General features: G+C 70.4%; 23 protein-coding genes, 1 tRNA gene and 1 pseudogene. 7 read left to right on the forward strand and 18 right to left on the reverse strand.

The features are described 5' to 3' along the window. Together NT132_RS01040 and pgi are read left to right on the forward strand one after the other, a co-directional pair. A partial coding sequence (locus NT132_RS01040) for a sensor histidine kinase (protein ID WP_297783472.1) occupies nucleotides 1–290 on the forward strand: 290 nt, incomplete at its 5' end. 69 nt (nucleotides 291–359) lie between these two features. Continuing rightward, nucleotides 360–2,039: a glucose-6-phosphate isomerase gene (gene pgi, locus NT132_RS01045; protein WP_297783475.1), complete on the forward strand. Its 1,680-nt coding sequence runs from the start codon at nucleotides 360–362 to the stop codon at nucleotides 2,037–2,039. Nucleotides 2,040–2,267: 228 nt separating this feature from the next. Here pgi and NT132_RS01050 read toward each other — a convergent pair whose 3' ends face one another. The 6 genes from NT132_RS01050 to NT132_RS01075 all read right to left on the reverse strand — a co-directional run bounded on the left by NT132_RS01050 (nucleotide 2,268) and on the right by NT132_RS01075 (nucleotide 7,861). Further along, a complete protein-coding gene (locus tag NT132_RS01050; protein ID WP_297783478.1) occupies nucleotides 2,268–3,836 on the reverse strand; it encodes an FAD-dependent oxidoreductase in 1,569 nt (522 codons plus the stop codon). Beyond that, nucleotides 3,833–4,693 (reverse strand): FAD:protein FMN transferase, encoded by an 861-nt coding sequence (locus tag NT132_RS01055; protein ID WP_297783482.1) that lies wholly within the window; start codon nucleotides 4,691–4,693, stop codon nucleotides 3,833–3,835. The genes NT132_RS01050 and NT132_RS01055 overlap by 4 nt, the downstream gene beginning before the upstream one ends. Next, a complete protein-coding gene (locus NT132_RS01060) occupies nucleotides 4,690–5,175 on the reverse strand; it encodes an FMN-binding protein (RefSeq protein ID WP_297783485.1) in 486 nt (161 codons plus the stop codon). The genes NT132_RS01055 and NT132_RS01060 overlap by 4 nt, the downstream gene beginning before the upstream one ends. A 134-nt stretch (nucleotides 5,176–5,309) precedes the next feature. Next, complete coding sequence (locus tag NT132_RS01065) at nucleotides 5,310–6,344, reverse strand: ribose-phosphate diphosphokinase (protein ID WP_297783488.1); 1,035 nt, start codon at nucleotides 6,342–6,344, stop codon at nucleotides 5,310–5,312. Continuing rightward, entirely contained in the window at nucleotides 6,328–7,788 is a 1,461-nt protein-coding gene (glmU, locus tag NT132_RS01070; protein WP_297783492.1) for a bifunctional UDP-N-acetylglucosamine diphosphorylase/glucosamine-1-phosphate N-acetyltransferase GlmU, read from the reverse strand. The genes NT132_RS01065 and glmU overlap by 17 nt, the downstream gene beginning before the upstream one ends. Before the next feature lies 1 nt (nucleotide 7,789). After that, nucleotides 7,790–7,861, reverse strand: a tRNA-Gln gene (locus NT132_RS01075). Between the two features lie 68 nt (nucleotides 7,862–7,929). On the opposite strand from NT132_RS01075, the gene NT132_RS01080 reads away from it, so the two are divergent. The 3 genes and pseudogenes from NT132_RS01080 (at nucleotide 7,930) to NT132_RS01090 (ending at nucleotide 10,733) form a co-directional block, all read left to right on the forward strand. After that, nucleotides 7,930–8,427 carry a MarR family transcriptional regulator gene (locus NT132_RS01080; protein ID WP_297783495.1) on the forward strand — a complete coding sequence of 166 codons (498 nt, stop codon included), beginning with the start codon at nucleotides 7,930–7,932 and terminating at the stop codon, nucleotides 8,425–8,427. After that, complete coding sequence (locus tag NT132_RS01085; RefSeq protein WP_297783497.1) at nucleotides 8,424–8,945, forward strand: hypothetical protein; 522 nt, start codon at nucleotides 8,424–8,426, stop codon at nucleotides 8,943–8,945. Before NT132_RS01080 ends, NT132_RS01085 begins: the two co-directional genes overlap by 4 nt. Nucleotides 8,946–8,994: 49 nt before the next feature. After that, nucleotides 8,995–10,733 (forward strand): annotated as a pseudogene (locus NT132_RS01090) (ABC-F family ATP-binding cassette domain-containing protein). A 30-nt stretch (nucleotides 10,734–10,763) separates the two neighbouring features. Here the strand turns inward: NT132_RS01090 and NT132_RS01095 are convergent. The 8 genes from NT132_RS01095 to NT132_RS01130 all read right to left on the reverse strand — a co-directional run bounded on the left by NT132_RS01095 (nucleotide 10,764) and on the right by NT132_RS01130 (nucleotide 17,671). Further along, a complete protein-coding gene (locus NT132_RS01095; RefSeq protein WP_297783500.1) occupies nucleotides 10,764–11,672 on the reverse strand; it encodes an ABC transporter substrate-binding protein in 909 nt (302 codons plus the stop codon). A gap of 52 nt (nucleotides 11,673–11,724) precedes the next feature. Beyond that, the gene (locus NT132_RS01100) at nucleotides 11,725–12,444 is read right to left on the reverse strand and encodes an ABC transporter permease (protein ID WP_297783503.1); all 720 of its coding nucleotides are present in this window, start codon (nucleotides 12,442–12,444) and stop codon (nucleotides 11,725–11,727) included. Next, nucleotides 12,441–13,124, reverse strand: coding sequence for an ABC transporter permease (locus NT132_RS01105; protein WP_297783506.1), 684 nt, complete (start codon nucleotides 13,122–13,124; stop codon nucleotides 12,441–12,443). Before NT132_RS01105 ends, NT132_RS01100 begins: the two co-directional genes overlap by 4 nt. 1 nt (nucleotide 13,125) lies before the next feature. Then, entirely contained in the window at nucleotides 13,126–13,947 is an 822-nt protein-coding gene (locus tag NT132_RS01110; RefSeq protein ID WP_297783509.1) for an ATP-binding cassette domain-containing protein, read from the reverse strand. Between the two features lie 19 nt (nucleotides 13,948–13,966). Continuing rightward, nucleotides 13,967–14,269, reverse strand: coding sequence for a DUF427 domain-containing protein (locus NT132_RS01115; RefSeq protein ID WP_297783512.1), 303 nt, complete (start codon nucleotides 14,267–14,269; stop codon nucleotides 13,967–13,969). A 74-nt stretch (nucleotides 14,270–14,343) separates the two neighbouring features. Then, complete coding sequence (locus tag NT132_RS01120; RefSeq protein WP_297783515.1) at nucleotides 14,344–15,657, reverse strand: GNAT family N-acetyltransferase; 1,314 nt, start codon at nucleotides 15,655–15,657, stop codon at nucleotides 14,344–14,346. Between the two features lie 17 nt (nucleotides 15,658–15,674). Further along, nucleotides 15,675–16,607 (reverse strand): 4-(cytidine 5'-diphospho)-2-C-methyl-D-erythritol kinase, encoded by a 933-nt coding sequence (locus NT132_RS01125; RefSeq protein ID WP_297783518.1) that lies wholly within the window; start codon nucleotides 16,605–16,607, stop codon nucleotides 15,675–15,677. Next, the gene (locus NT132_RS01130) at nucleotides 16,604–17,671 is read right to left on the reverse strand and encodes an aldo/keto reductase (RefSeq protein WP_297783521.1); all 1,068 of its coding nucleotides are present in this window, start codon (nucleotides 17,669–17,671) and stop codon (nucleotides 16,604–16,606) included. The genes NT132_RS01125 and NT132_RS01130 overlap by 4 nt, the downstream gene beginning before the upstream one ends. 109 nt (nucleotides 17,672–17,780) lie before the next feature. Here NT132_RS01130 and NT132_RS01135 point away from each other — a divergent pair, with 109 nt between their 5' ends. Further along, the gene (locus NT132_RS01135; RefSeq protein WP_297783523.1) at nucleotides 17,781–19,373 is read left to right on the forward strand and encodes a stealth conserved region 3 domain-containing protein; all 1,593 of its coding nucleotides are present in this window, start codon (nucleotides 17,781–17,783) and stop codon (nucleotides 19,371–19,373) included. Here NT132_RS01135 and NT132_RS01140 read toward each other — a convergent pair. Next, nucleotides 19,318–20,247 (reverse strand): phosphodiesterase, encoded by a 930-nt coding sequence (locus NT132_RS01140; protein ID WP_297783526.1) that lies wholly within the window; start codon nucleotides 20,245–20,247, stop codon nucleotides 19,318–19,320. The two genes, NT132_RS01135 and NT132_RS01140, sit on opposite strands and share 56 nt — an antisense overlap. 140 nt (nucleotides 20,248–20,387) lie before the next feature. Then, nucleotides 20,388–21,227, reverse strand: coding sequence for a 16S rRNA (adenine(1518)-N(6)/adenine(1519)-N(6))-dimethyltransferase RsmA (gene rsmA / locus NT132_RS01145; protein ID WP_297783529.1), 840 nt, complete (start codon nucleotides 21,225–21,227; stop codon nucleotides 20,388–20,390). A 70-nt stretch (nucleotides 21,228–21,297) separates the two neighbouring features. On the opposite strand from rsmA, the gene NT132_RS01150 reads away from it, so the two are divergent. Next, entirely contained in the window at nucleotides 21,298–22,755 is a 1,458-nt protein-coding gene (locus tag NT132_RS01150) for a sugar porter family MFS transporter (RefSeq protein WP_297783532.1), read from the forward strand. 255 nt (nucleotides 22,756–23,010) lie between these two features. Here NT132_RS01150 and rbfA read toward each other — a convergent pair whose 3' ends face one another. After that, nucleotides 23,011–23,445 (reverse strand): 30S ribosome-binding factor RbfA, encoded by a 435-nt coding sequence (gene rbfA / locus NT132_RS01155; protein WP_297783535.1) that lies wholly within the window; start codon nucleotides 23,443–23,445, stop codon nucleotides 23,011–23,013. A gap of 66 nt (nucleotides 23,446–23,511) precedes the next feature. After that, entirely contained in the window at nucleotides 23,512–26,307 is a 2,796-nt protein-coding gene (gene infB / locus NT132_RS01160; RefSeq protein WP_297783538.1) for a translation initiation factor IF-2, read from the reverse strand. Nucleotides 26,308–26,353: the final 46 nt, after the last annotated feature.

A 26,353-nucleotide genomic window follows, 5' to 3' on the forward strand; every position in this document is an offset into this window, starting at 1 on the left:
CGGTCACCCTCTCGGTCGATCGGGAGGACGGCCAGGCGGTCCTCCGCGTGCACGACGACGGACCGGGCGTCGACCCCGAGGTCGCGCGGGAGCTGTTCGAACGATTCTCCCGCGGCGACCGTTCCCGCGCCCGGAACACCGGCGGCACCGGCCTCGGGCTCTCCATCGCCCGTGCGATCGTGGAGGCGCACGCCGGCGACATCAGCGTGGACTCGCGCCCCGGCGACACCACCTTCACGGTGCGTCTTCCCGCCAAGCCCGCCGATCCTCCCGCCGCCCCCGCATCCTGATTCCCCGCCGACGACAGGGTGGCGACGGCCGCGGATGCCGCCGGCCGCGCGCGGCGCTAGCGTGGACTCGTGACCAGTCCCATCGATGCCACCACCACGTCCGCCTGGGCCGAGCTCGACGCCCACCGCTCCGGATTCACCCCCGACCTGCGCGGGTGGTTCGCCGCGGATGCCGACCGCGCCGAGCGCCTGAGCCTGCCTCTCGCCGACCTCCACGTCGACCTGTCGAAGAACCTCGTGACGGACGACATCCTCGCCTCCCTCGTCCGGCTGGCGGAGGAGACCGGCGTCGCCGAGCGCTTCGCACAGATGCTCGCCGGAGTGCACCTGAACACCAGCGAGGATCGCGCGGTCCTGCACACGGCCCTCCGGCGCCCCGCGGGTGCCACCCCCGCCCTCGAGGTCGACGGCCAGCACATCGACACCGACGTGCAGGAGGTGCTGGACCGCCTCTCCGCGTTCGCCGAGCGCGTCCGCTCGGGCGAGGGGACCGGCGTCACCGGCAGGCGCGTCACCCACGTCGTCAACATCGGCATCGGCGGCTCCGACCTCGGCCCCGTCATGGTCTACGAAGCGCTGAAGCCCTACGCGGATGCGGGCATCGAGGCGCGCTTCGTCTCGAACATCGACCCGACCGACATCGCCCAGAAGACCGCCGGCCTCGACCCGGAGACCACCCTGTTCGTCGTGGCGTCGAAAACCTTCACGACGCTTGAGACCCTCACCAACGCCCGGCTCGCCCGGGACTGGCTGTGGCAGGGGCTCACCGCATCCGGCGCCATCGCCGACGACGACGACGCGCGGACGGATGCGGTCGCACACCACTTCGTCGCTGTCTCCACCGCGCTCGACAAGGTCGCGGCCTTCGGGATCGACACCGACAACGCCTTCGGCTTCTGGGACTGGGTGGGCGGCCGATACTCGGTCGACTCCGCGATCGGCCTGTCGCTCGCGATCACGCTCGGACCCGATGCGTTCCGTGAGCTCCTCGCCGGATTCCACGCCGTCGATGTGCACGTGGCGACGACCCCGCTGGAACGGAACGTCCCCGTCCTCATGGGCCTCCTGAACATCTGGTACACGAACTTCCTCGGTGCGCAGTCGCACACCGTGCTGCCGTACGCGCAGCTGCTGCACCGCTTCCCGGCGTACCTGCAGCAGCTGACGATGGAATCGAACGGCAAGTCGGTCCGCTGGGACGGCTCCCCCGTCACCACCGACACCGGAGAGGTGTTCTGGGGCGAGCCGGGTACCAACGGCCAGCACGCGTTCTACCAACTCATCCACCAGGGCACGCGCCTGATCCCGGCGGACTTCATCGCCTTCGCGAACCCGGCGTACCCGCTGCGGGACGGCGACCGTGACGTGCACGGGCTGTTCCTGGCCAACTTCCTCGCCCAGACCAAGGCGCTGGCGTTCGGCAAGACCGCATCCGAGGTCGAGGCGGAGGGCACCACCGGCCCGCTCGTCGCGGCGCGCACGTTCGGCGGCAACCGGCCGACGACGTCGATCTTCGCGCCCGCGCTGACGCCGGCGGTGCTGGGGCAGCTCATCGCCCTGTACGAGCACATCACGTTCACGCAGGGCACGATCTGGGGCATCAACAGCTTCGACCAGTGGGGCGTGGAACTCGGCAAGCAGCTCGCGCTGCAGATTGCCCCCGCGATCGAGGGCGACGAGGATGCCCTGGCCGCGCAGGACCCGTCGACCCGCGCGCTCCTCGCCTATTACCGCGAGCACCGCGCGTAGCCCGCGGGCCTGGCGCTCGGGCACTCTGACGCTCTGGCGCTCTCGCGCTCAAACCGCTCTGACCGCGAGACGGGTTCGGACGCGTGCGCTTCGAGTGGCAGCACGGCGGGATGCGGGAACCCGAAGCCGCCGCGAGTGCCACCCGAACGCGAGACACAGACACGACCGCGACCGCGCACATGAACGAACCACCGAGCACGAAGCGGAGCGACGGGAAGGTCCGCGGGGTCAGTAGCCGGCGAAGGCGTCGGTCGTGAGACCCCGCGCGCGGGACAGCGCGGGAGCGAGATCCGCGATGAGCCCGGGCGGGCCGGAGATGTACGCGTGGCGCTCGGCGAGGTCGGGCACCGCGGCCGCCAGCGATTGCGCATCCAGCCTCACGCCGCCGGTCCACGTCCACCCCGGCGGCAGCTCCCCGGGATCCGTGCGGGAGAACACCACCACCGGCACCCCGGATGCAGCGAGGTCGGCGCGGAACGGCATGTCTGCCGCATCCGGGACCACGTACACGAGCACGACGTCGCGCCGGTCGCCCGTCGCGGCGAGGTGCCGGAGTTGCGAGACGAACGGGGTGACGCCGATCCCGGCGGCCACCATCAGCACCGGGCGCGCGGGGTCCGCGGGGAGGACGAAGTCGCCCCATACCCCGGTGATCGCGAGCCGGTCCCCCGGCGCGGCCGCGGCGAGCGCGCGCTTGAAGCTCGACTGCGGACCGCCGTTGTCGCGGTACGCCACCCTGACGGTCGGCAGGTCCTCCGGCGCGGACAGGATGCTGAACTCCCGCCGGGTGCCGCGGATATCCGGGCGCCGGTGCGACACCTCGAGCTCCAGATACTGCCCGGCGCGGAACGTCAGCGGGCGACTGGCGCGGAACGTCAGTTCTCGCACGGTCGGGGCCGGGTCGTTGCGGCTCTCGAGCGTCAGCCGGACCGATGCGCGCAGGCAGAACGCGAACGCCACGAGGTTGCCGATGAGGAGCGCCCGCTCCTGGCCGAGCGTGATCGGTCCAAGCGGCAGCGGCCAGCCGGCAAGCAGACCGACGACGACCGCGACGACGAGCTGCTGCCACCGGCGGGGCGGCAGCGTCAGCGGCTCGGAAAGCATGAAGGCCGCGAGGAACAGGAACGGCGACGACCACAGGGTGGCGGAGAGCACCTCCCCGAACGGCAGCTCGAGTCCCAGCTGCCCGTACTGCACAACGACGCGGAGCACGCCGACGACGACCGCGACGACGAAGAACAGCGCAGCCACCCCCAGCCGCTCGGTGCGCCAGAGCACCGCGAGGCCGAGCAGCAGCACCGGTGCGAACAGCACCGGGGACCCCACCCACCAGGCCGAGCCGCCCAGGTTCCACTCCAGCGGAGCGAATCCGGCGAACACGGTGAGCACGGTCGCACCAACCGCGGCCGGGTTGAACACGTGACGTCCGCGCCAGACCAGCAGGTACTTCGAGACGGATGCGGCCGCCGCGGCGATCGCGATACCGCCGAGGCCCGCCGGCTCGAGCGAGGGCCGCAGCACGAACAGCAGGATCCCTGCGGTAATGAGCGACGACTCGATCCGCCACGGCAAGCGCAGCATCCGTTGGGCAACGGCGTCGACCGCGCTGCACACGACCGCGAGGACCGCGGCGGTGGCGAGGAGCTCCCCCGGGGTCGGCAGGACCAGGCCGAACAGCGACAGTACGAGCGCGATGGCCGCCAGCACGGCGAGCGCGAGCAGGACCATCCGGTACATTGAGATGCGGCCGAGGAGGACCAGTCCGCGGTTCAGTGCGGCGGTGAGCGACGCGATCATAGGAACAACCCCTCCTTGCCGCCCGGTGACCACTCCACCCGGCCGTCCGTTGTCATCCTGGCCCACTCGACGCCCCACCGGTACGCCAGTTCCGGACCGCCGTCGAAGAACAGCGCGGTCGCGGTCGCATCCGCGTGCAGCGCGTCGGCCCCCCTCGCCCACGTCGCGGCAATCGTGCGGACCGGCTCGCCGGTGCGGGCGTCCAGCACGTGGTGCAGGCTCTCCCCCCACGCGCGACGGTTCACGGCTGACGCGCACAGCGCGCCGTCGGCGATCTCCCACGCGCCGATCGCGCGCCGCGGGTCGTACGGGTGCTCGAGGCCGACCCGCACCGGCCCGCCGCGCACCACAAGGTCCCCGCTCGCGTCCACGACGACGTCACCCGTCACGCGGGCGGCGATGAGCCCGGCCACCCGGTCCACCAGCCGTCCCTTACCCGCCGCGCCGACATCGATCACGGCGGGTCCGGTCAGGCGCAACAGATCCTCGTCGACGGTGAGGATGCGGGTCCAGTCGGCGGGCGCGGGCTCCGCGCCGTGGTCGACCCGGGTGACGCGGGCGTCGTAGCCGCGGCGGGCGAGCGCCGCACCGATGAGCGGGTTCACCGCGCCGCCGGTCGCCGCATCCAGCTCCCGGTAGATCCCGAGGAGGGCGACCGCGTCCGCGGGTGCGGGCACGGCGCCTCCCGCGACGCCGAGCCTGGTCACCGCGGAATCGTCACGGAACCGCGACCACTCCCGGTCGAAACCGTCGATGAGCGCCGTCACGTCGTCCCGGAGGTCGGCGCCCAGCGGCTCCGCGCTCTCGATCTCCCACCGGGTCCCGATCGCGTCGAACGCCCAGCGGGCGGCGGTCATGACGCCGCGTCGGCCTTGATCTCCTCGACGGCTTTGTTGAAGCCGCCGCTGGTCAGGGACGACCCGGCCACCCGGCTGACGGAGATCTCATCGATGTCCTTGCCGACCACGACATCCGCGATGCCGCCGATGAACTGCGACTGGTACTGCTCGGTCTCCCGCGCCTGCGGGTCACCGGTCACCTCGACGTCGGTGATGACGTCGCTCGCGAGCGTGAGGGTGACGGTGATCTGCTCGACCGTCTCCGGCGTCTGGTACGTGCCTTCCGCGGTGTAGGTGCCGTCGGCATAGGTGCTGTCCCCCGTGGTGCTGCCGGCGTCGGAACCGGCCGGGGTGGAGGTGTCAGCCGTGGCGGACGAGCTGGTCTGATCCGTGGGTTCGGCCTCGGCCGGGGCGCAGGCGGCGAGGGTGAGGATGCCGAGTGCGCCGGCCGCAGCGGCAGCGACGCGGACGGGGCGGGGTGCGGCGATCGAGCGGGGCATACCGGTCCTCTCGTGCGGAGTTGGCGCGGGGTCCGGCGAACGCCGCATCCCGCGATATCGACCGCTGTATGCGGCGACATGGACCATGCTCGCGGAGAGGTCTGAGAACGGCCTATGAGACCGCGCTGTGGTGCTCAGGCGGCGCCGTCGAACATGCTCGTGACCGAGCCATCCTCGAACACCTCGCGGATCGCCCGTGCCAGCAGCGGTGCGATCGGCAGCACCGTGAGGCCGGGGAAGATCTTCTCCGCCGGCAGCGGGATGGTGTCGGTCACCACGACCTGGTCTACCGCCGCATCCTGCAGGCGCTCGACGGCCGGGTCGCTGAAGACCGCATGCGTGGCAGCGACGATGACGCGCTCGGCGCCGCTCGCCTTCAGCGCCTGCGCGGCCTTCACGATGGTCCCGCCGGTGTCGATCATGTCGTCCACGAGGAGGCAGACCCGGCCCTCGACGCGACCGACGATCTCGTTCACGGTGACCTGGTTCGCGACATTCGGGTCGCGCCGCTTGTGGATGATCGCGAGCGGCGCACCCAGGCTGTCCGACCACTGGTCGGCGACCCGGACGCGGCCGGTGTCGGGTGAGACGACCGTCAGCTTGTCCCGGTCCTCCGGGCTGAGGGTGCGCTGGAAGTGCTCCATGAGCACCGGCTTGGCGAACAGGTGGTCCACGGGGCCGTCGAAGAAGCCCTGGATCTGCGCCGCGTGCAGGTCGACGCTCATGACACGGTCGGCGCCCGCGGTGCGCAGCAAGTCGGACACCAGGCGGGCACTGATGGGCTCACGCCCGCGACCCTTCTTGTCCTGCCGGGAGTACGGGTAGTACGGCGCGACGACGGTGATGCGCTTCGCCGACGCGCGCTTAGCAGCGTCGAGCATGATGAGCAGCTCCATCAGCCATTCGTTGACCGGCGGGCCGAACGACTGGATGAGGAACACGTCGCAGCCGCGGATCGACACTTCGAACCGGGTGAGGATCTCGCCCGAGGCGGAGGTGCGGTATTCCGTGGGCACCAACTGGGTGCCGAGCGCGGTCGCTACCTCACCGGCGAGGGCCAGATGGGAACGCCCTGCCGCGACGACGAGCCGCTTCTTGGTCTTGGCGACCAGCCCCGGCGCGATTCCACGCTCACGGTCGAGATCGACTTTCTTATCCTTGCGTGCCATCGCCCGATTCCTGTGCCGACCGGGCTCGTTCCGCCGCTGCGGCGGCGCCGGTACCCGGCCTGTTCTTCTCGACCCACCCCTCGACATTGCGCTGAGGGGCGACGGTCAGAGCCAGCGCACCGGGCGGAACGTCCTTGCGGACCACCGCGCCGGCGCCGGTCTTCGCGCCATCACCGATCCTAACGGGCGCGACGAAGACGTTGTGCGAGCCGGAGTGCACCTCGTCACCGATCACGGTGCGGTGCTTGTCGATGTCGTCGTAGTTGGCGGTGATGGCGCCGGCACCGAGGTTCACGTTCACACCGATGTCGGTATCACCGATGTACGACAGGTGCGGCACCTTGCTGCCCTCGCCGATGCGGGAGTTCTTCGTCTCCACGTAGGTGCCGATCTTGCCGCCCGCGCCGAGCACGGTGCCGGGTCGCAGATAGGCGAAGGGACCGACCTGGGCGCGCGCGCCGATGACCGCGAGGGTGGCGTCCGCGCGACGGATGACCGCATCCTCCCCCACCTCACAGTCGCTGAGGGTGGTGTCGGGTCCGATCGTCGCGCCCCGCTCGACGACGGTGGCCCGGAGGAGCTGTGTGTTCGGCAGCACCGTGACGTCTTCGGCGAGCGTCACAGCCGCGTCGATCCAGGTGGTCGCCGGATCCTGGATGGTCACGCCGGCGCGCTGCCACCGCCGGACGATGCGCTCGTTCAGGAGCCGCGCCGCCTCGGCGAGCTGCACCCGGTCGTTCACGCCGAGCGCCGCGGTCGCATCGGGCGCGACAGCGGCGGCGACCCGCTCGCCGGCCCGGCGTGCCAGACCGATCACGTCGGTCAGGTACATCTCCTGCTGCGCATTGTCACGGGTCACCGCGGCCAGATGCACCGCGAGCGAGGCCGCCCGGAACGCGTACACGCCGGAGTTGATCTCGGCGACCTGCCGCTCGTGGTCGGTCGCATCCTTCTGCTCGACGATGCGCTCCACGTCTCCAGAGGCGTCCCGAAGCACCCGCCCGTAGCCGGCCGGGTCGGCAACGTGGGAGCTGAGGACCGTGACGGATGCGGCGCGCCCGCGGTGTGCGTCGAGGAGCCCGGCCAGTGTGTCCCGCTCGATGAGGGGCACGTCGCCGCTGAGGACGAGAACGTCGCCGTCGAAGCCGGCGAGCGCGTCAAGCGCCTGCTGCACCGCGCGGCCGGTGCCGGGGATCTCGTCCTGGTCGACGATGGTCGCGTCGGGAGCGAGCTCCGCGACGGCTGCGGCAACCGCATCCCGGTCGTGGCGGACGACGACGACGACCCGCGCCGGAGCGAGAGCGGCGGCCGTGTGCAGCACGTGCCCGAGGAGCGGTGTTCCCCCGATCGGATGGAGCACCTTCGGGAGCCGGGAGCGCATTCGCGTCCCTTGCCCCGCGGCGAGGACGATGACGGCGAGGTCTGTGTCGGTGTGATCGGACATGCTCCGCCGCCAGGATTCGAACCTAGACCTCACAGCTCCAAAGGCTGTCGTGCTGCCATTACACCACGGCGGACCGCGCCATTCGGCGCCGCTCCAGTCTGCCATCCCCCCGCGGCGGTCGCCGCCCGGGATAATGGACCCATGGCGCATGAGACGGACGAGGTGGACCGCATCGTCGGCGCCTGGCGCGCGCAGCGCCCCGACCTCGAGTTCTCTCCCATGGAGGTGCTTTCACGCGTCGACCGGCTGTCTCGGCACCTGGATCGTGCGCGGCGGGAGGCGTTCACCCGCAGCGACCTGGAACCGTGGGAGTGGGACGTGCTCTCCGCGCTCCGTCGCGCTGGCGAGCCATTCCAGCTCAGCCCCAAGCAGCTGCTGCAGCAGACCCTGGTCTCCAGCGGCACCATGACCAACCGCATCGACCGCCTCGTGGGCCGCCGTCTGGTCCGCCGGGAGGACGACCCGGCCGACGGCCGGAGCGTCCTGGTGACGCTGACCGAAGACGGCCGCATCCGGGTGGACGCCGCCATCACCCGCCTCGTCGACGCGGAGGCAGTGCTGCTGGACAGCCTCGCCCGGAGCGACCGGGACCGGCTCGCCGCACTGCTGCGCAAACTCTCACTGGGATTCGACGCATGAGCATGACCGAGACCTCCGCCGCGTCCCCCGCGCCCCGCCAGCGCTGGCATGACTGGTTCGATGTGCGGTTCCGGACCCCGGCCGCCATCTACGGCCTCATCGTGTACACCGCCCTGCTCATGATCACGAGCGACCACGACGACGACGTCGCCAGCACGGTCTGGGGCTCGCTCGTCACCCTGGCGGTCTTCTTCATCGCCCACGTGTTCGCGCAGACCCTCTCCGACCACGGCCGGCATCCGCTCGGCACGGCCACCCGGTACGCCCTCACCCACTCCTCCGGCATGCTCTACGCCGCGGTCCCGCCGACCGCGGCGATGGTAATCGCGGGGCTTTGCGGGCAGGACGCCGAGGACGCATCCGGGTGGGCGCTCATCGTGTCGACGGTCGTGCTGGGTTTCCTCGGCTGGATCGCGTACTCCCGCACCGGGGCCCCGCGCTGGGCGCGGGTGGTGGGTGCGCTCGCCACCGCGCTGCTCGGCGGATTCGTCGCCATCCTGGAGTACGCGTTCCACTGACCCCCGGCACACGGCGGCCACCCGGCACGGACCCCGTAGCCTGGACCCGATGGCACATCTCCTCGGGGCCGACGCCCTGCACCTCGAATTCCCCACCAAAGTCGTCTTCGACTCCATTTCACTGGGGGTGAACGAAGGCGACCGCATCGGCATCGTCGGACGCAACGGCGACGGGAAGTCGAGCCTGCTCGCCATGCTCGCCGGGCGCCAAGAACCGGACTCGGGCAAGGTCACGGTCCGCGGCGGCGTCCGGATGGGCGTGCTCGACCAGGCCGACACGCTGTCGGACGACGACACCGTGGGGCACGCCATCGTGGGCGACACCCCGGAGTACGAGTGGGCCGGCGACCCGAAGGTGCGGGACGTGCTGGCAGGGCTCGTCACCGACCTGCCGTGGGATGCACCGCTCTCGTCGCTGTCGGGCGGTCAGCGTCGCCGCGTGGCGCTGGCCCGGCTCCTCACCGGGGACTGGGACATCATCGCCCTGGACGAACCGACCAACCACCTCGATGTCGAGGCTATCGCGTGGCTCGCCGCGCACCTGAAGCAGCGGTGGAGCCCCAGTTCCGGCGGCCTCCTCGTGGTCACCCACGATCGGTGGTTTCTGGACGAGGTGTGCACCGTCACCTGGGAGGTGCACGACCGGGTGGTCGACCCGTTCGAGGGCGGCTATGCCGCGTACATCCTGCAGCGCGTCGAGCGCGACCGGCAGGCAGCGTCCATCGAGGCGCGCCGGCAGAACCTCGCCCGCAAGGAACTCGCCTGGCTCCGCCGCGGCGCGCCGGCACGCACCTCGAAACCGCGCTTCCGCATCGATGCGGCGAACGAGCTGATCGCCGACGTGCCCGAGATCCGCGACCCGGTATCGCTGCAGTCCCTCGCGGTCGCCCGCCTTGGCAAGGACGTGGTGGATCTGCTGGATGCGGCGGTGTCCTACGACGGGCGAGAGGTGCTGCATCCGATCGAATGGCGGATCGCGCCGGGCGAGCGCACCGGGATCCTGGGCGTCAACGGCGCCGGCAAATCGACTCTGCTGAGCCTCATCGCCGGCACCCTCGAACCCACCGCCGGGCGGGTGAAGCGCGGCAAGACCGTGAAGGTCGCGATCCTCAGCCAGCGCATGGACGAACTCGACCAGCACATGAACGACCCGGTCCGGGTGGTCGTCTCGGGTCTTCGGACCAGCTACACCCTCGGCGCCGGTTCCAAGGCGCAGGACCTCACGCCCGGTCAGCTGCTGGAGCGCCTGGGCTTTGCGAGCGACCAGCTGTCCACCCCGGTCAAGGACCTCTCGGGCGGCCAGGAGCGCCGCCTGCAGCTGCTGCTCATCCTGCTCGACCAGCCGAACGTGCTGATCCTCGATGAGCCGACAAACGATCTCGACACCGACATGCTGGCGGCGCTCGAGGATCTGCTGGACTCGTGGGCGGGGACGCTGATCGTCGTGTCCCACGACCGGTACTTCATGGAGCGGGTCACCGATCAGCAATACGCGATCCTCGACGGGCGGCTGCGGCATCTGCCGGGCGGCGTGGACGAATACCTGCGGCTGCGCCGTGACGGCGTCGGGGCGCCGAGCGCCGCGCCGCACAGAAGGAGGTCTCCGCCATCGATCGCCGGCTGGCGAAGATCACCACCGACATCGCCGCCGTTGACCGGGATCTCGCGGGCGCCCACGACGACTACGCGGTGCTGCAGGAGCTGCAACGCCGCCGGGACGCACTGACCGATGAGGTCGCGACCCTCGAAGAGCGCTGGCTGGAACTGACCGAGGCCCTCGACGACTGAACGTCGAGGGCCCCGTCGGAATGGTGACTGCTAGAGCAGTCCGTTCTCCGTCAGCCAGTTCTTCGCGATGTCCGGCGTCGACTCCTCGTCGACCGTGCTCTGCACGTTGAGCGCGACCAGGCCCTCCGGCGTGAGCTTCGCGCTGATCGCGTTGATGACGTCGGCGATGTCGTCGGCCACGTCGGCGTTCACAAGCGGCACCACGTTGGAGGCGAGGAACAGCGACTTCGGGTCCTCCAGCACGACGAGGTCGTCGGTCTGGATGCGGGGGTCCGCGGTGAACACGTTCGCCACGTTGACGGTGCCCGCGACAAGGTCTTCGACCGTCGTGTCACCGGTGGCGGAGAACGCCACATCGATGCCGTAGGTGTCCTTCAGGCCGGTCGGGCCGTAGGGACGCTCCTCCAGCTCCGGCGGGCCGCCGAGGGTGAGCGGGACCGTGACGTTCGCCAGGTCTTCGATGGACGCCAGGCTGTACTCGTCGGCGAAAGCCTTCGTCACGGTGTACGAGTCCTGATCGCTCGCGGTCGCCTGGTCGAGCACCGTGAGGTTATCCGGCAGCGCGTCGGCGAGTGCGGCGTACACGTCCTCCGGCGAACGCGCCTCGGTGTCCGGCTCGAAGTACTGCAGCAGGTTGCCGGAGTACTCCGGGAACAGCGTGATGGCGCCGCTCTCCAGCTCGGGCAGGTAGGCGTCGCGCTGGCCGATGTTGAACTGGCGCTCCACGGTGAAGCCGGCATCTTCCAGTGCCTGGGCGTAGATCTCGGCGATGATCTCGTTCGAGTAGTACGCCTGGGAACCGATGACAATGGTGCCGTCGGCGGAGCTCTCGGACGGGGTGTCCAGCGGGTCGCTGGAACCGCAAGCGGTCAGGGCGATCGCCGTGCTGAACAGCGCGGCGGCGGCGAGGCCGGCGCGGGTGCGTCGTGCGGTGAACATGATGTTCCTCTCTGGTGGGGCTGTGATGCAGGGTGGGCGATGGGATGGTGGGTCAGGCGGGCGCCGGGACGGCGCGGCGGCGGGCGGTACCGCGGTCGGCGAGGCCCGCGCGGAGGCCGGTGGGCACGGCGGCCCGCTGGGCGAGGGCGAGCAGGCCGTCGAGGACGAGGGCGAGGGCAGCGACGAGAATTGCGCCGCCGAGAACCTCGTCGTATCGGCGCAGACTGAGTCCGGTGATGATCGGCAAGCCAAGCCCACCGAGACCGATGTAGGCCGCGATCGTGACGGTCGCGACGACCTGCAGGACGGCGGCGCGCAGGCCCCCGAGCAGCAGTGGGAGCCCGAGGGGCACCTCGACCCGCCACAGGATCTGACGCTCGGTCATGCCCATGGCGCGCGCGGCATCGATGACCTGCCGGTCGATCGCCTCGAAGCCGGAGTAGGCGCCGGCAAGGAGGGACGGGATGGCGAGCAGCACGAAGGAGATGACGGCCGCCTCGGGCTTGTGCAGCACGCCGAGCAGGAGCACGAGCAGCACGAGCAGGCCGAAGGATGGAACGGCGCGGGCGACGCCGGCGATCGCGACGGCGACCTCGCGGCCGCGGCCGGTGTGGCCGATCGCCCAGCCGACCGGGACCGCGACGATCGCGGCGATGGCAACCGAGACGACGGTGAACAGCAACTGCTGGCCGAGAAGGAGCGCGAGCGAGTCCTTCCCCTGCCACTGCGTGGGGGCGAACAACCAGGTGAGCGCTTCGACGATGAGGTTCATGCTGCCCTCACCGGTTGCAGCGCGACCCGTCGCGCGGTCCGCGTGGAGACCGCCCGCGTCCAGGGCATGAGCCACCGGCCGAGGAGCATCAGCAGCAGGTCGACGGCGAGGGCGACGACGACGACGGCGATGACCCCCGCGAGCACCTCCGGCACGATCCGGCGCTGCAGTCCGTTGGTGAACAGATACCCGAGGTTGGTGATGCCCACCAGGATCCCGACGGTGGCGAGCGAGATGGTGCTGACGGCGGTGACCCGGAGGCCCGCGAGCACGACGGGTCCCGACAGCGGCAGGTCGACGGCCCAGAACCGCCGGGCGGCGCCGTACCCCATGGCGGTGGCCGACTGCCGCACCGCGGGGTCGACGGAGTCGAGCCCGTCGGTGACGGCGCGCACCATGATGGCCACGGCGTAGATCGTGAGAGCCACCACGAGGTTCGTCTCGCTCGTGACGCGGTAGCCCACGAGCCCCGGCATGATCGTCAGCAGCGCGAGCGACGGGATCGTGTACAGCAGGCCGGTGACGGTGATCACCCAGCCGCGCAGCAGCCGGTATCGCCACGCGACCCAGCCGAGCGGTAGGGACAGCAGGAACCCGAGCACAATCGCGATCACGCTCTGACGCAGATGCACGAGCAGCAGATCGCCGATCTGCCCGAGATTCGCCAGCACCCAGGTCATCTCAGCCGCCGTCCGCGACCAGCGCACCCTGCGTGCGGCCATCGCCGTCGACGAGTACGTCGCCGTTCGGGGTGTGCTTGATGTGCAGGGCCCGGCGGCCCCGCTCGGCCCCGATGAAGGCGGAGACGAAGTCGTCGGCGGGGTGTTCGATGATCTCGCTCGGCGTGCCGACCTGCAGCTTCCGCGCGCCGGCGGCGAGGATGACCACCTGGTCGCCGAGGAGGAACGCCTCATCGACGTCATGGGTGACGAACACGACGGTCTTGTCGAGCTCTCGCTGGAGGCGGATGACCTCCCGCTGCAGCTCGGCACGCACGATGGGGTCGACGGCGCCGAACGGCTCGTCCATGAGCAGGATGTTGGGCTCCGCGGCGAGGGCGCGGGCGACCCCCACCCGCTGCTGCTGTCCGCCGGACAGCTGCGCGGGATACCGGTCGGCGAGGGCACGGTCCAGGCCCACGACGTCGAGGAGCTCGAGCGCGCGGTCGCGTGCGGCGCGCCGCGTCTGTCCGTTCAGGCGCGGGACGGTGGCGACATTGTCGGCCACCGTCACGTGCGGCAGCAGCCCGCCGTTCTGCATGACGTACCCGATGCGGCGCCGGAGAGCCACCGGGGATCCCGTGGATACGTCCTCGCCGTCGATCTCGATGCGACCGTCGGTGGGTTCCACCATGCGGTTGATCATTCGCAGCAGGGTGGTCTTGCCGCATCCGGAGGACCCGACAAGCACCGTGGTGCGATGCGCGGGGATGACGAGACTGAAGTCGTCGACCGCGGTGGTGCCGTCGGGGAATCTCTTGGTGACGCTCGTGAACTCGATCATCGCCGTCTACGGGGCCCGGTCAGTCGCCGACCTCGACTTCTTTCCAGAAGGCGACGTAGCCGGAGAAGTCCTTCCCGACGCGCTCGATGGCGGTGGGGTAGGGCTCCGGATAGCTCCACGCCCGGTCGGGCAGCTCCTGCCCGTCGGCGGTGACCGTGTAGTACTGGCACACGCCCTTCCACGGACAGGTATAGGGCGTCGGGCTGTCGGTCAGGACGCCGGACGCGACGCTCGCCGGCGGGAAGTACCAGTTGCCCTCGATGCGGACGAGGTCGCTCTCGGGGGCTTCGGCGAGGACGGTGTCACCCAGTCGTGCTCTCATGAGCCCGACCCTACCCGCGGCACCGGACACCGGGGCCGATATTGCGCCACAAGACGGAGTATGCGGGGGGAGCCTCAGTACCAGTAGCTCAGCCTGGCCGGCGGGTCCCATCGGAACACGTCGTCGAACGCCGCGGCATCGGTCGCGCGGATCCGCCCGGCGGCCGCCAGGACGCGCGCCGAAACCTGTCCGAGCAGCAGCGCCGACAGCTCGGCGATCCCGGCCTCCACCGTGATCGTCGCGGTGGCGCGTGCCCCCGCGGGGACGACCACGGCCGTGCCGTCGTCATCGACGGTCATGACGAAGCGTCCCTCGGCGATGCCGAGCGGATCCGTGATCACCAGCAGGATGCGGCCGGAGCGGCGGTACCGACGCGCCTGGAGGGCCGCGGGCACATCCAGGATCCGCACGTAGTGGTGGTCGTAGACCGTGACGGTGGCGGCGCGCCGATCGGTCAGCATCCACAGCAGCGGCTCGTCGATCGACAGCTCAGCGGCGTGCACGATCTGCACGAGGTCCAGCTCCACGAAGAAACGCCACAGCGCGGCATAGGCGTCGTCGCCGTCGGTGATGAGGGACTGCACATCCACCCGGGACTTGGTGAAGTCCGCCTCGTTCTCGGTGACCGTGTACAGGGCGGCGCCTCGAACGACGCCCGACGGATCGGTGACCTGGACGGCGCGGAGGCGCTCCGGATGCTCGGCGTCGGCCCGCGTGCCGGCGAAGCGGTCCCAGTGACCGTCGGGCATCGAGAACTCACCGCCACGGGCGACGCGGACGCGCTCGAAGACCTCGGGGACCACCGCTCGCCAGCCTTCCCGGGTGATGAAGTCGACCCGGCCCGCGGGGGTGGGGCCCGCCCAGCCGGTGCGCTTGATGTCGATGTCGACCTCGGCTACGGATGCCGCGGCGGCGAAGCCGTACCGGCCGTACAGCGGCGCCTCGCTCGCGGTGAGCGACGCGACGGGCACGCCGAGCGAGGCGGCGACGCGGAGCTCCCCCTCCATCATGGCGCGGGCGATGCCGCGCCGCCGGTGGGTGGGGGCGACGGTGACCGAGCTGATGGCGCAGGAGGGTACCTCGCCGCCGGGGACCGACAGCATGCCGATCCAGGACGAGAACGTCCCCACCGGCCACTGCGGGACAGGTCCACTCGGGTCCCGCACTCCGAGGAGGCGCCGGCTCCGCCACGCGTCCCGGGTCGCATCGCGCTGAGCCGGCGTGGCGGTGGTGTCGAGGAAGCCTCGGCGCACCGCGTCGTGCCAGCCAGCGAAGTCGTCGCCGTCATTCGCGATCACGCTCAGGCCGAGGCCGGTGCCGGCGAGTCGGGCGGCGGATTCCGGGTCGACAGCGGCGTCGTGATGACGTGCGGCGAGGGTGTCGGCCATGGCGGGCCCCTTCCGGGTCAGTCGATGATGCGGGCGCCCGCGACGGGGCCGTGGACGTGGAGCGCGGTGTGTCCGGCGGCGCTGAGCAGCACCTGCAGCTCGATGGCCGATTCCGCGTCTGAGGCGAGGAAGGCGAGCGAGGGGCCTGACCCGGACACGAGTCCCGTCAGCGCCCCGGCCCGCTCCCCCTCGTCGAGCACGGCCACGAGGTCCGGGCGGAGGGCGAGCGTCGCCGGCTGCAGGTCGTTGCGGGCACAGGCCGCCAGCATCCCCGCATCTCCCGCACGCAGCGCGTGCAGCACGTCGGTGTCGACGACGGGGCGATGCGCGGGCGGGGCGATGTCGACGGCGTGACGACGCCGGTGGGCATCGAGCGCGGCATACACCTCGGGGGTCGACAGCCCTCGATCGCTCGTGACGATGACCCAGTCGAAGCGTCCGCGGGCGAGCGCAGGGCTCAGCTCGTCACCGCGGCCCATGCCGATCGCGGTCCCGCCCATGAGCGCGAACGGGACGTCCGCGCCGAGTCGTGCGCCGAGCACTTGCAGGTCGTGGGAACCGAGCCCGGTCCCCCACAGGGCATCGCACGCGACCAGCGCGGCCGCCGCATCCGCGGACCCGCCGCCCATGCCGCCGGCGACCGGCACGCCCTTGCGGATGTCCAGGTGCACGCCGCCGCGGAAACCGGTCTCGTGGGCGAGGAGGCGTGCCGCGCGGATCGCGAGGTTGCGGTCGTCGCTCGGCACTCCGGAGATGTCGACGGTGCCGGTGATCGCGATCGACATGTCGTCGGCGGGAGTGGCCCACACGTCCTCGACCGCTGACACCGCCTGATACGCGGAGGCGACGTCGTGGTACCCGTCGTCCTGCACCTCCCCGACTTCGAAGAACACGTTGATCTTCCCGGGGGCGCGCACGTGCACCCGGCGGATGTCGGTGGTGGCGTTCACAGTCTCGAGGACACCGCCCAGAGGTCGACGTCGATGCCCGCGGAGATGGCATCGATGCGCTCCAGTTCCTCCGTGTCGAAGGCGGGGCCGTCGAGCGCGGCGATGTTCTCGTCCAGCTGCTCCGTGCTGGAGGCGCCGATGAGTGCGGACGCCACGATCGGATCGCGCAACACCCACTGGATCGCCATCTGGGCGAGCGTCTGACCGCGCTCCTTGGCGATCGTGTTGAGGCTTCGGAGCGCCGCGATGGTGGAGTGGGAGAGCGGCTTGTCCGGCAGCGAATCACGGTGCTGCGAACGCTGACCCCGGCCGTCGCCGAGATACCGGCCGGTCAGCAAGCCCTGCGCCAGCGGGGTGAAGGCGATCGCGCCCATCTCCTCTTGGCGGAGGGCGCCCGTCAGGCCGTCCTCGACCCAGCGGTTGAGGATCGAATATGCGGGCTGGTGGATGACGAGCGGGGTACCGAGGCTCCGCGCCACCGCAGAGGCGACGACGGTGCGCTCCGCGCTGTACGACGAGATCCCGACGTACAGCGCCTTACCCTGACGCACCAGCGTGTCCAGCGCCCCGATGGTCTCCTCAATGGGGGTCACCGGGTCGACCCGGTGCGAGTAGAAGACGTCGACGTAGTCCAGCCCCATCCGCTGCAGCGACTGATCGGCGCTCGCCAGGATGTACTTGCGCGACCCCAGGTCGCCGTACGGCCCCGGCCACATGTCCCACCCGGCCTTGGACGAGATGATCAGCTCGTCCCGGTACGGACGCAGGTCTTCCCGCAGGACGCGGCCGAAGTTCGTCTCGGCGGAGCCATAGGGCGGCCCGTAGTTGTTCGCGAGGTCGAAGTGCGTGATGCCGCGGTCGAACGCGTGGCGCAGCACCGACCGCTGCCGGTCGAACGGCACGTTGTCGCCGAAGTTCCACCACAGGCCGAGAGAGATCATCGGCAGGTAGAGGCCCGACGCGCCCACCTTCCGGTAGCTCATCGCCCCGTTGCGCTCGGGAGCGGCGACGTAGGGGCGGTGCACGTCAGGGATGTCCGGGCGGAAACGGTGCTGGTCGGTCACGCAGAGCAGCCTATCCGCGCCCACGGGTACACACACACCCCGCGGAAACGCTGTTGACACACAGCGGACGTATTCTGAGGGGATCGGCAAAACCGAGGAAACGAGACACATGGCGACTTTGGCGGCCGTTCCGGCGCATCCCCACCCCTGGACCTCCCTTCTTGCCCGCGAGGATGTCCTTCTGGAACAGGGTGTCCTGCACCTGCGACACGAGGGACTCTCCCCCGAGGATGCGCGCACGGCCGATCTGTTGCTGATCGCGCAGACGCTCGAGGATGCGGGGATCGAACTGCTGCTGATCCGTCACGGTCTGCGCGAGCCCGCCCTGGTGGTCGACGTGACCGACCGGCCTCGGGCCCGGGAAGCTCTCCTGGCCTTGGCAGAGCGCGAGCCGGTGTACGCGAAGCCGAAGGGTTCCGCCGCGGTACCGCTGCCGGACGCCGTGGACCGTGGCGCCGGGACCGGCAGCATCCGGCTGTTCCGGCCGCGCATCACCGGGCCCGGGGGCCTGCGTTACGGCGCGTCGACGGGCATCCGGCTGGAGTTCTGGCGCATCGGCGAGGAGAGCGTGGAGGCACCCGCCGAAAACGCGCTGACCCGGCGGGTCATCCCCACCGCAGATCTCGAGTGGGCGGAGACCACGCGCTACGGCCGCACCTGGCAGACCATTGCGGGCATGTTCGATCCGCATCCGGCCGAGGTGACCGACGAGATCGATCTCGTCTTCTCCTGGGTCGACGGATCGTCGAACGACTTCCAGCGGCAGCGTGCCGCGCAGATGGCGGAGTACGTGGTGGGCGAGGGCGACGACGGCCCCGCCCGTTTCCGGCACGTGGACGAGTTGCGCTACGCGCTGCGGAGCGTTCACATGTACGCGCCGTGGGTGCGACGGATCTTCATCGCGACCGACTCCCCTGCACCGGCGTGGCTAACCGACCACCCTCGCGTGACCGTGGTGCGCAGCGAAGAGTTCTTCGCCGACCCGGCGGTGCTGCCGACGCACAACTCGCACGCCGTCGAGGCACAGCTGCACCGCATCCCCGGGCTCGCAGAGCACTTCCTCTATTCGAACGACGACATGTTCTTCGGCCGTCCGGTGGAACCGGAGCTGTTCTTCTCACCCGCCGGGGTGTCGAAGTTCGTGGAGTGCGACGTGCGGATCGGCACCGGTCCGACGCGCGCTCACCGCAGCGGACACGACAACGGGCTGCGCGTGAACCGCGGGCTGCTGCGGGAGCGGTTCGGCCGAACCATCGTCCGCGATCTGGAGCACTGTGCGACTCCGCTCCGCAAGAGCGTCATGGCCGAGCTGGAGCAGGAATTCGCCGAGGACTTCCGCCGGACCGCCGCCTCGCGCTTCCGCTCCGCCACCGATATCTCGGTGACCAACAGCCTGTATCACTACTACGCGCTGTTCACCGGGCGAGCAGTTTCCACCACCAACCCGCGGACGCGGTATTACCAGACCACGATGGCGGAGTCGCTGCGGCGGACCGAGCGGCTCGTCACCCGTGGCGATGTCGACATGTTCTGCCTCAACGACGGCGGCGAGTCCGAGGTCCCGGAAGAGGTCCGGGTGCGGGTGGTCACGCAGCTGCTGGAGCGGATGTTCCCGGTGCGAGCACCGTGGGAGAGCACCGCAGCGCTCAGCGCAGCACCGTCAGCGGCTCAGTCGGCGGCGCGATCCGGCGCTCGCTCCTGATGTCCTGATCCACACCCGCGGCCGCCAGACGTCGCTGCGCTTCGGCCGCGTCGATGTACTCGAGCGGGCGGGGCGTCTCGACGGCCACGACCGAGTGCACCACGGTGTCGTCGAAGACGTGGACGAGGTTGAACGAGCGCGCGCCGTCCTGCGGTCGCGTCCCGCCGACAGGGACGGTGAGGTCCTGGGCGTAGCAGGTCGATGAGGCGACGGACACCGGGATGCCGGCAAACGTTGCGAACGTGGAGTAGTGCAGGTGCCCGGCGATGATGGCGCGCACGTCGCTGCCCTGCAGCACCTCGGCAAGACGGCGCTGGTCGCGGAGCTCCACACTCGCGGCGAGCGGCAGCACGCTCGGCACCGGCGGGTGGTGCATCGCGAGGATCGTGCCGAGCGGCGCGGGGGTCGCCAGCTCCGCGGCGAGCCAGTCCAGCTGCTCCTGCCGCAGGTCGCCGTAGTGCTCGCCGGGGACGGTGGAGTCGAGCGTGATGAGCCGGAGGCCGTCGAGCTCGTCGACCCGGTCGATGGGCGCCCAGCGGTCCGCGGCGCCGTCGTCGATCAGCGTGTCGCGGAACGCGGCACGGTCGTCATGGTTGCCCATGACCCAGAACACCGGTGCGCCCACCCGCGCGGCGAACGGCTCCACCAGCTCCCGGAGCGCCGCATACGCGTCACGCTCGCCGAGGTCGACGAGGTCGCCGGTGAAGACGATGCCGTCCGGCCGGATGCCGGACGCCTCGATCCCGGCGAGGGCTTCGGCCAGGTGACGCCGCCCGTCGACGAGGTCGAACAGCTTCGGCCCCGGAGCGCGCAGGTGCGTGTCACTGAGATGGAGCAGCACACGTTCGGCCGCGGGGTATTCCGCTTTTCGCATGGGTCGGGTCTCCCAGCCCACCGTGAGGCGAGATGCCCGGGAACCGGACGGTGGACGGCATTATGTTACCGGCATGTTTCGCACAGACGGTGAACGGACGCGCAACATCGCGTGACATCGGCCGCAAGACCGCTCGGGACTCAGGCGCGGGCGATCCGCAGGAAGTCGTCGACGGTGAGCTGTTCGCCCCGCTCGGTCGGCGCGACACCGGCCGCCTCGAGCACCACGGATGCGGCGGCGGACGTTCCACCGAGCTCGGCGGACAGCGACTGCCGGAGCATCTTGCGGCGCTGCCCGAAGGCCGCATCCACCAGCCGGAAGGTGCGTCGACGCTCCTCCTCGGTGCCTCGGGCCACCGCATCCCGGTGGAATCCGACGAGCACGCTGTCGACGCCAGGCACCGGCCAGAACACCTGCCGCGACACGGTCCCCGCCAGCCGCCAGGTGCCGTACCAGGCGGCCTTGACGCTCGGCGCGCCGTACACCTTCGAGCCGGGCGGGGCGGCGAGCCGCTCCCCCACCTCGGCCTGCACCATGACGACACCGCGCTGCAGGTGGGGGAAGGTCTCCATGAAGTGCAGCAGCACCGGCACCGACACGTTGTACGGCAGGTTCGCGATGAGGACGCTCGGTTCGCCCGGCAGCTCCGTCACCTGCAACGCATCCGCGTCGATCACCGTGAGGGCTCCCTCGGGCACCCCGTGCGCGGCGGCGGTCTGCGCCAGCCGCGCCGCCAGACGGTGGTCGATCTCGACCGCGACGACGCGCGCGCCGGTCTCGAGGACGGCGAGGGTGAGGGAACCCAGCCCCGGTCCGATCTCGACCACGCGGTCGGTCGGGCCGACGGCGCCGACCTGGACGATCTTGCGCACCGTGTTGGCATCGACGACGAAATTCTGACCGAGTTTCTTGGTCGGCGTGACGTCCAGTTCGGCGGCGAGCGCGCGGATCTCGGCCGCGCCGAGCAGGTGCACGGTCATGCTCCCTACTGTAATCGCGGCGGCGTCAATCCCCCGACGCGGCGACGAGAGGGGTTTAGGCTCGTCGTTCGTGACCAGTAGCGACGCACTTCCCACCGGGGCCTTCAAGATCTCCAGTCCCTTCGGCAGACGGGCCATCGCCCTCTCGATCGCAGCGGCGGTCGGCGGTTTCCTCTTCGGTTTCGACTCCTCCGTTATCAACGGCGCGGTCGATTCCATCGAGGGCACCTTCGACACCAGCCCGTTCCTCACCGGCCTCGTGGTGGCCGTCGCCCTCCTCGGCTGTGCGGTCGGTGCGCTGCTGGCGGGCACGCTGTCGGACAAGTGGGGTCGCCTGCGGGTCATGCTCCTCGGCGGCGTGTTGTTCTTCGTGTCTTCGATCGGCACGGCGCTGACCTTCAGCATCCCGGACCTGTTCGTCTGGCGCATCCTCAGCGGCCTCGGTATCGGTATCGCGTCGGTCGTCGCGCCGGCCTACATCGCCGAGATCGCACCGCGGCAGATCCGCGGCAGCCTCGCGTCGCTGCAGCAGCTGGCGATCACGCTCGGGATCTTCGGGGCGCTCCTGTCGGACGCGCTCCTCGCGAACACCGCAGGCGGCGCGTCCGAGACGCTGTGGCTGGGCATGGCGGCGTGGCGCTGGATGTTCCTCGTGGGCGTCATCCCGTCGGCCGTGTACATCATCCTGTCGTTCACGATGCCGGAGTCGCCGCGCTATCTCCTCGCGAAGGGCCGGCAGGAGGATGCGCGGAAGATCTTCGCCCGTCTCGTCCCCGCGGTCGATCTCGACCAGACCATGAACGACCTCAACGCGGCGATCGACGAGGATCGCAAGAACCGCAGCGCGTCGCTGCGCGGCAAGGCGCTGGGCCTTCAGCCGATCGTGTGGGTCGGCATCATCCTGTCGGTGTTCCAGCAGTTCGTCGGCATCAACGTGATCTTCTACTACTCCACGAGCCTGTGGAAGGCCGTCGGGTTCGACGAGAGCGACTCGCTGCTGATCACCGTCATCACCAGCATGACGAACGTCGTGATGACCCTCGTCGCCATCTGGTTGGTCGACCGGGTGGGCCGCAAGCCCATCCTGCTGACCGGTTCGGCGCTCATGACCCTGTCCCTGGGTGCCATGGCGCTGGCCTTCAGCTTCGCCGAGGGCTCCGGCACCGATGTCTCGCTCCCGGGCGTCTGGGGTCCCGTGGCGCTCGTCGCTGCGAACCTGTTCGTCGTGGGCTTCGCCGCATCCTGGGGCCCGCTGGTATGGGTGCTGCTGGGCGAGATCTTCCCCAGCCGCATCCGGGGCAAGGCGCTCGGTGTCGCCGCGGCCGCGCAGTGGATCGCGAACTTCCTCATCACGATGTCGTTCCCGGTGATGTCGAGCTGGTCGCTCCCGCTGACCTACGGCATGTATGCCGCGTTCGCGCTGCTGTCGTTCTTCTACGTCATCTGGAAGATCCCGGAGACCAAGGGGATGGAACTGGAGAAGACCGAGACGCTCTTCGTGCAGAAGCCGAAGAAGCAGAAGGCCTGACCCGCATCCGTACCGAGCCGGCTCGTCCCCCAGGGGGCGGGCCGGTTCGACGTTTCCGGGGCCGCGCGGGCGGACACAACGGCGGACATTCTCGCGACTCAGCGCCCAGGCACCAGGAATCCGCGCCCCACGGGCACGATCTCCGCCGTTGTGCCGTGCACACGCACGGGGGCGGATGCGGCGACAACGGGTGCGGCGGGAACGACGCAGCCGGCGCCACCCCGAAGGATGGCGCCGGCTGCGGTCGGGTGCGGGTCAGTCCTCGGCGTCGACGTCGCGCGGGGCGACGTACGGGTCGGCGTCCCCGGCGTACGTGGCCGACGCCGCAAGGCCTGCGACCTGCTCGTCGCGCTCGCGCGCCTCACGCAGCAGGTGCTCGATGTGGCCCGCGTTCTCCGGGATCCCGTCGAGGATGAACTCGAGGGTCGGGGTGAGGCGGGTGCTGAGCTGCCGCCCGACTTCGCTCCGCAGCAGTCCGGTGGCGGCGCGCAGCGCCTCCGCGGTGTCCGCGCGCTCCTGCTCGGATCCGAGCACGGTGTAGAACACCGACGCGTGCTGCAGGTCACCCGTCACACGCACATCGGTGATCGTGACGAAACCCAGCCGCGGGTCGCGCAGCCCCTTCTCGAGCCGCTCCGCGATCAGTACCCGGATGCGGTCGGCCAGACGTGCCTGTCGTTCGCTCGCCATGGTTCTCTCCTTCTATCCACGGATGAGGGACGCCCGAAGGCGCCCCTCATCGTCGTGTCGTGTCGATCAGCCGCGCGGCTTCTCGATGAGCTCGGTCGTCTCGATCTCGTCACCGATACGGATGTCGTTGTACTTCCCGAGACCGATACCGGCCTCGAAGTCGGTACGGACCTCGGTGACGTCGTCCTTGAAGCGACGCAGCGACTCGATGGCTAGGCCATCGGCGATGACGATGCCCTCGCGGATGACGCGGGCCTTGGCGTTGCGGGTGATGGTTCCGCTGCGCACGATGACACCGGCGATGTTGCCGAACTTGGAGGAACGGAAGACCTCGCGGATCTCCGCGACCCCCGACTGCACCTCCTCGTATTCCGGCTTCAGCAGGCCCTTCAGCGACTGCTCCACATCGTCGATCGCGTTGTAGATGACGGAGTAGAACCGGATGTCGACGCCCTCACGGGAGGCACGCTCGCGCGCCTTCGCGTCGGGGCGGACGTTGAAGCCGATGACGATCGCGTTGTCGATCGTCGCCAGGTTCACATCCGACTCGGTCACCGCACCGACACCGCGGTGGATGATGCGCAGCTGCACCGAATCGTCGACCTCGATCTTGAGGAGCGACTCCTCCAGCGCCTCGACGGCACCGGACACGTCACCCTTGATGATGAGGTTGAGCGACTCGACCTTGCCCTCTTCGAGTGCACGGGTGAAGTCCTCGAGCGAGATGCGCTTGCGGGCCTTGGCCAGCTGGGCGTTGCGCTCGGCGGCTTCACGCTTCTCCGCGATCTGGCGGGCCATGCGGTCTTCGTCGGTGACGATGAACACGTCACCGGCACGCGGGACCGAGTTCAGACCCTGCACCTGCACCGGACGGGACGGCGACGCGTACTCGACCGCATCCCCGTTCTCGTCGATCATGGCGCGCACGCGGCCGTAGGCCGTGCCCGCGACGATCGCGTCGCCCACATGGAGCGTTCCGGACTGGATGAGCACCGTCGCCACCGAACCGCGGCCCTTGTCGAGCTTCGCTTCGATCGCCACACCGCGCGCCGCCTTGTTGGGGTTCGCGGTGAGGTCGAGACCGGCGTCGGCGGTGAGCAGCACGGCGTCCAGGAGTTCCTGGATGCCGATGCCGTCGCGAGCCGACACGTCGACGAAGATGACGTCTCCGCCGTACTCCTCGGCGACGAGGCCGTACTCGGTGAGCTGCTGGCGCACCTTGGACGGGTTGGCGTCGGGCTTGTCGATCTTGTTCACGGCCACGACAACCGGCACGCCGGCCGCCTGCGCGTGGTTCAGCGCCTCCACCGTCTGCGGCATGATGCCGTCGTCGGCGGCGACCACGAGGATCGCGAGGTCGGTCACCTGCGCACCGCGCGCACGCATGGCGGTGAACGCCTCGTGGCCCGGGGTGTCGATGAAGGTGATCGCGCGCTCGATGCCCTCGTGCTCGGTCCACACCTGGTAGGCACCGATGTGCTGGGTGATGCCACCCGCTTCACCGGCGACCACATTGGTCTGACGGATCGCGTCGAGCAGTCGGGTCTTACCGTGGTCGACGTGACCCATGACGGTGACGACCGGCGGGCGGATCTCCAGGTCGTCTTCGCTCTCGGCCTCGAGTTCTGCGTCGAGGTCGAGACCGAAGCCCTCGAGGAGCTCCTTGTCCTCGTCCTCGGGCGAGACCATCTGGATCTTGTAACCCAGCTCGGCACCCAGGACCTCGAAGGTCGCCTCGTCGAGCGACTCGGTCGCGGTGGCCATCTCGCCCAGGTTGAACAGGATGGTCACGAGCGTGCCGGGCTGCACCGTGTAGCCACGGATCGCCTCGAGCTTGTCGGCGAAGTCCGCGATGGACGCGCCACGGCGGAGGCGAATGATCTCGCCGTTGCCCTTCTGGACGTTGACGCCGCCGACGACGGGCGCCGACCGCATCTCGAATTCTTGCCGCTTCGCCCGACGGGACTTCCGCTGCTTGGACTTGCCGCCACCCTTACCGAAGGCACCTGCGGTGCCACCGCCGGGACCGCGACCGCGGCCGCCACCACCGCCGGGACGACCGGCGAAACCGCCACCGGCCGGAGCACCCGGACGTGCGGCGCCGAAGCCACCGGCACCGCCGGGACGACCGGGACCGCCCGGACGCTGCTGGAACGGCGCACCCGGACGACCGCCGCCACCGGGGCGACCAGCACCACCGGGACGCGGGGCACCGGGACGCGGGGCACCCGGACGCGGAGCCTGCGGACGGGGGATGTTGCCGGGCGTCGGGCTGGGGCGCTGCCCCATGCCCTGGGCGCTGGCGAAGGGATTGTTGCCGGGACGAGGCCCGGCGGGGCGCTGCCCCATGCCCTGCGCGCTGGCGAAGGGGTTGTTACCGGGACGCGGTGCGCCACCGGGACGCGGCGGTGCCGGGTTCGCGCCGCCCGGGGTGGGGGCTGCGGGAGCCGCGGTGCCACCGTCGGCCGGAGCCTCTGCGGCGGGAGCCGCAGGAGCCGGCGCCGCGGGGGCCGCCGGAGCGGCAGCGGCGGGCGCTGCCGGGGCCGCGGGGGCCGGGGCGGCGGGAGCGGGGGTCGCAGCCGCGGGTGCGGGAGCGGGGGCCGGCGCCGGGGCGGGCGCGGCGGGACGCGCAGGTCCCGGGCGGCCGGCGGGGCGCGGAGCCGACGCAGCCGAGGGGGCCTTCTCGGCCGGCTTGGCGGTGCCTTCTGCCTCCAGGGCAGCGCGAAGCTTACGAGCCACCGGAGGTTCGATGGTCGACGAAGGGCTCTTGACGAATTCGCCGAGCTCCTTCAGCTTCGCGAGGGCGACCTTGCTGTCGACGCCGAGCTCGGAAGCGATTTCGTGCACGCGTGGTTTTGCCACAATTCTCCTGTCTGAGGCCTACCCCAGACAGGGCAGACCGTTAGTC

Source organism: Microbacterium sp. (assembly GCF_026393345.1).
In the GTDB taxonomy this organism is placed as follows: Bacteria; Actinomycetota; Actinomycetes; order Actinomycetales; family Microbacteriaceae; genus Microbacterium.

Excerpts from the sequence above, each read along its gene's own strand:
- NT132_RS01085 (WP_297783497.1), top strand. The coding sequence starts at position 8,424 with ATGAGCATGACCGAGACCTCCGCCGCGTCCCCCGCGCCCCGCCAGCGC.
- glmU (WP_297783492.1), bottom strand. The coding sequence starts at position 7,788 with ATGTCCGATCACACCGACACAGACCTCGCCGTCATCGTCCTCGCCGCG.
- NT132_RS01135 (WP_297783523.1), top strand. The coding sequence starts at position 17,781 with ATGGCGACTTTGGCGGCCGTTCCGGCGCATCCCCACCCCTGGACCTCC.
- rsmA (WP_297783529.1), bottom strand. The coding sequence starts at position 21,227 with ATGACCGTGCACCTGCTCGGCGCGGCCGAGATCCGCGCGCTCGCCGCC.
- NT132_RS01140 (WP_297783526.1), bottom strand. The coding sequence starts at position 20,247 with ATGCGAAAAGCGGAATACCCCGCGGCCGAACGTGTGCTGCTCCATCTC.
- NT132_RS01105 (WP_297783506.1), bottom strand. The coding sequence starts at position 13,124 with ATGACCTGGGTGCTGGCGAATCTCGGGCAGATCGGCGATCTGCTGCTC.
- NT132_RS01055 (WP_297783482.1), bottom strand. The coding sequence starts at position 4,693 with ATGACCGCCGCCCGCTGGGCGTTCGACGCGATCGGGACCCGGTGGGAG.
- NT132_RS01080 (WP_297783495.1), top strand. The coding sequence starts at position 7,930 with ATGGCGCATGAGACGGACGAGGTGGACCGCATCGTCGGCGCCTGGCGC.
- NT132_RS01100 (WP_297783503.1), bottom strand. The coding sequence starts at position 12,444 with ATGAACCTCATCGTCGAAGCGCTCACCTGGTTGTTCGCCCCCACGCAG.
- NT132_RS01120 (WP_297783515.1), bottom strand. The coding sequence starts at position 15,657 with ATGGCCGACACCCTCGCCGCACGTCATCACGACGCCGCTGTCGACCCG.
- NT132_RS01050 (WP_297783478.1), bottom strand. The coding sequence starts at position 3,836 with ATGATCGCGTCGCTCACCGCCGCACTGAACCGCGGACTGGTCCTCCTC.
- NT132_RS01115 (WP_297783512.1), bottom strand. The coding sequence starts at position 14,269 with ATGAGAGCACGACTGGGTGACACCGTCCTCGCCGAAGCCCCCGAGAGC.
- NT132_RS01065 (WP_297783488.1), bottom strand. The coding sequence starts at position 6,344 with ATGGCACGCAAGGATAAGAAAGTCGATCTCGACCGTGAGCGTGGAATC.
- NT132_RS01110 (WP_297783509.1), bottom strand. The coding sequence starts at position 13,947 with ATGATCGAGTTCACGAGCGTCACCAAGAGATTCCCCGACGGCACCACC.
- rbfA (WP_297783535.1), bottom strand. The coding sequence starts at position 23,445 with ATGGCGAGCGAACGACAGGCACGTCTGGCCGACCGCATCCGGGTACTG.
- NT132_RS01095 (WP_297783500.1), bottom strand. The coding sequence starts at position 11,672 with ATGTTCACCGCACGACGCACCCGCGCCGGCCTCGCCGCCGCCGCGCTG.
- NT132_RS01060 (WP_297783485.1), bottom strand. The coding sequence starts at position 5,175 with ATGCCCCGCTCGATCGCCGCACCCCGCCCCGTCCGCGTCGCTGCCGCT.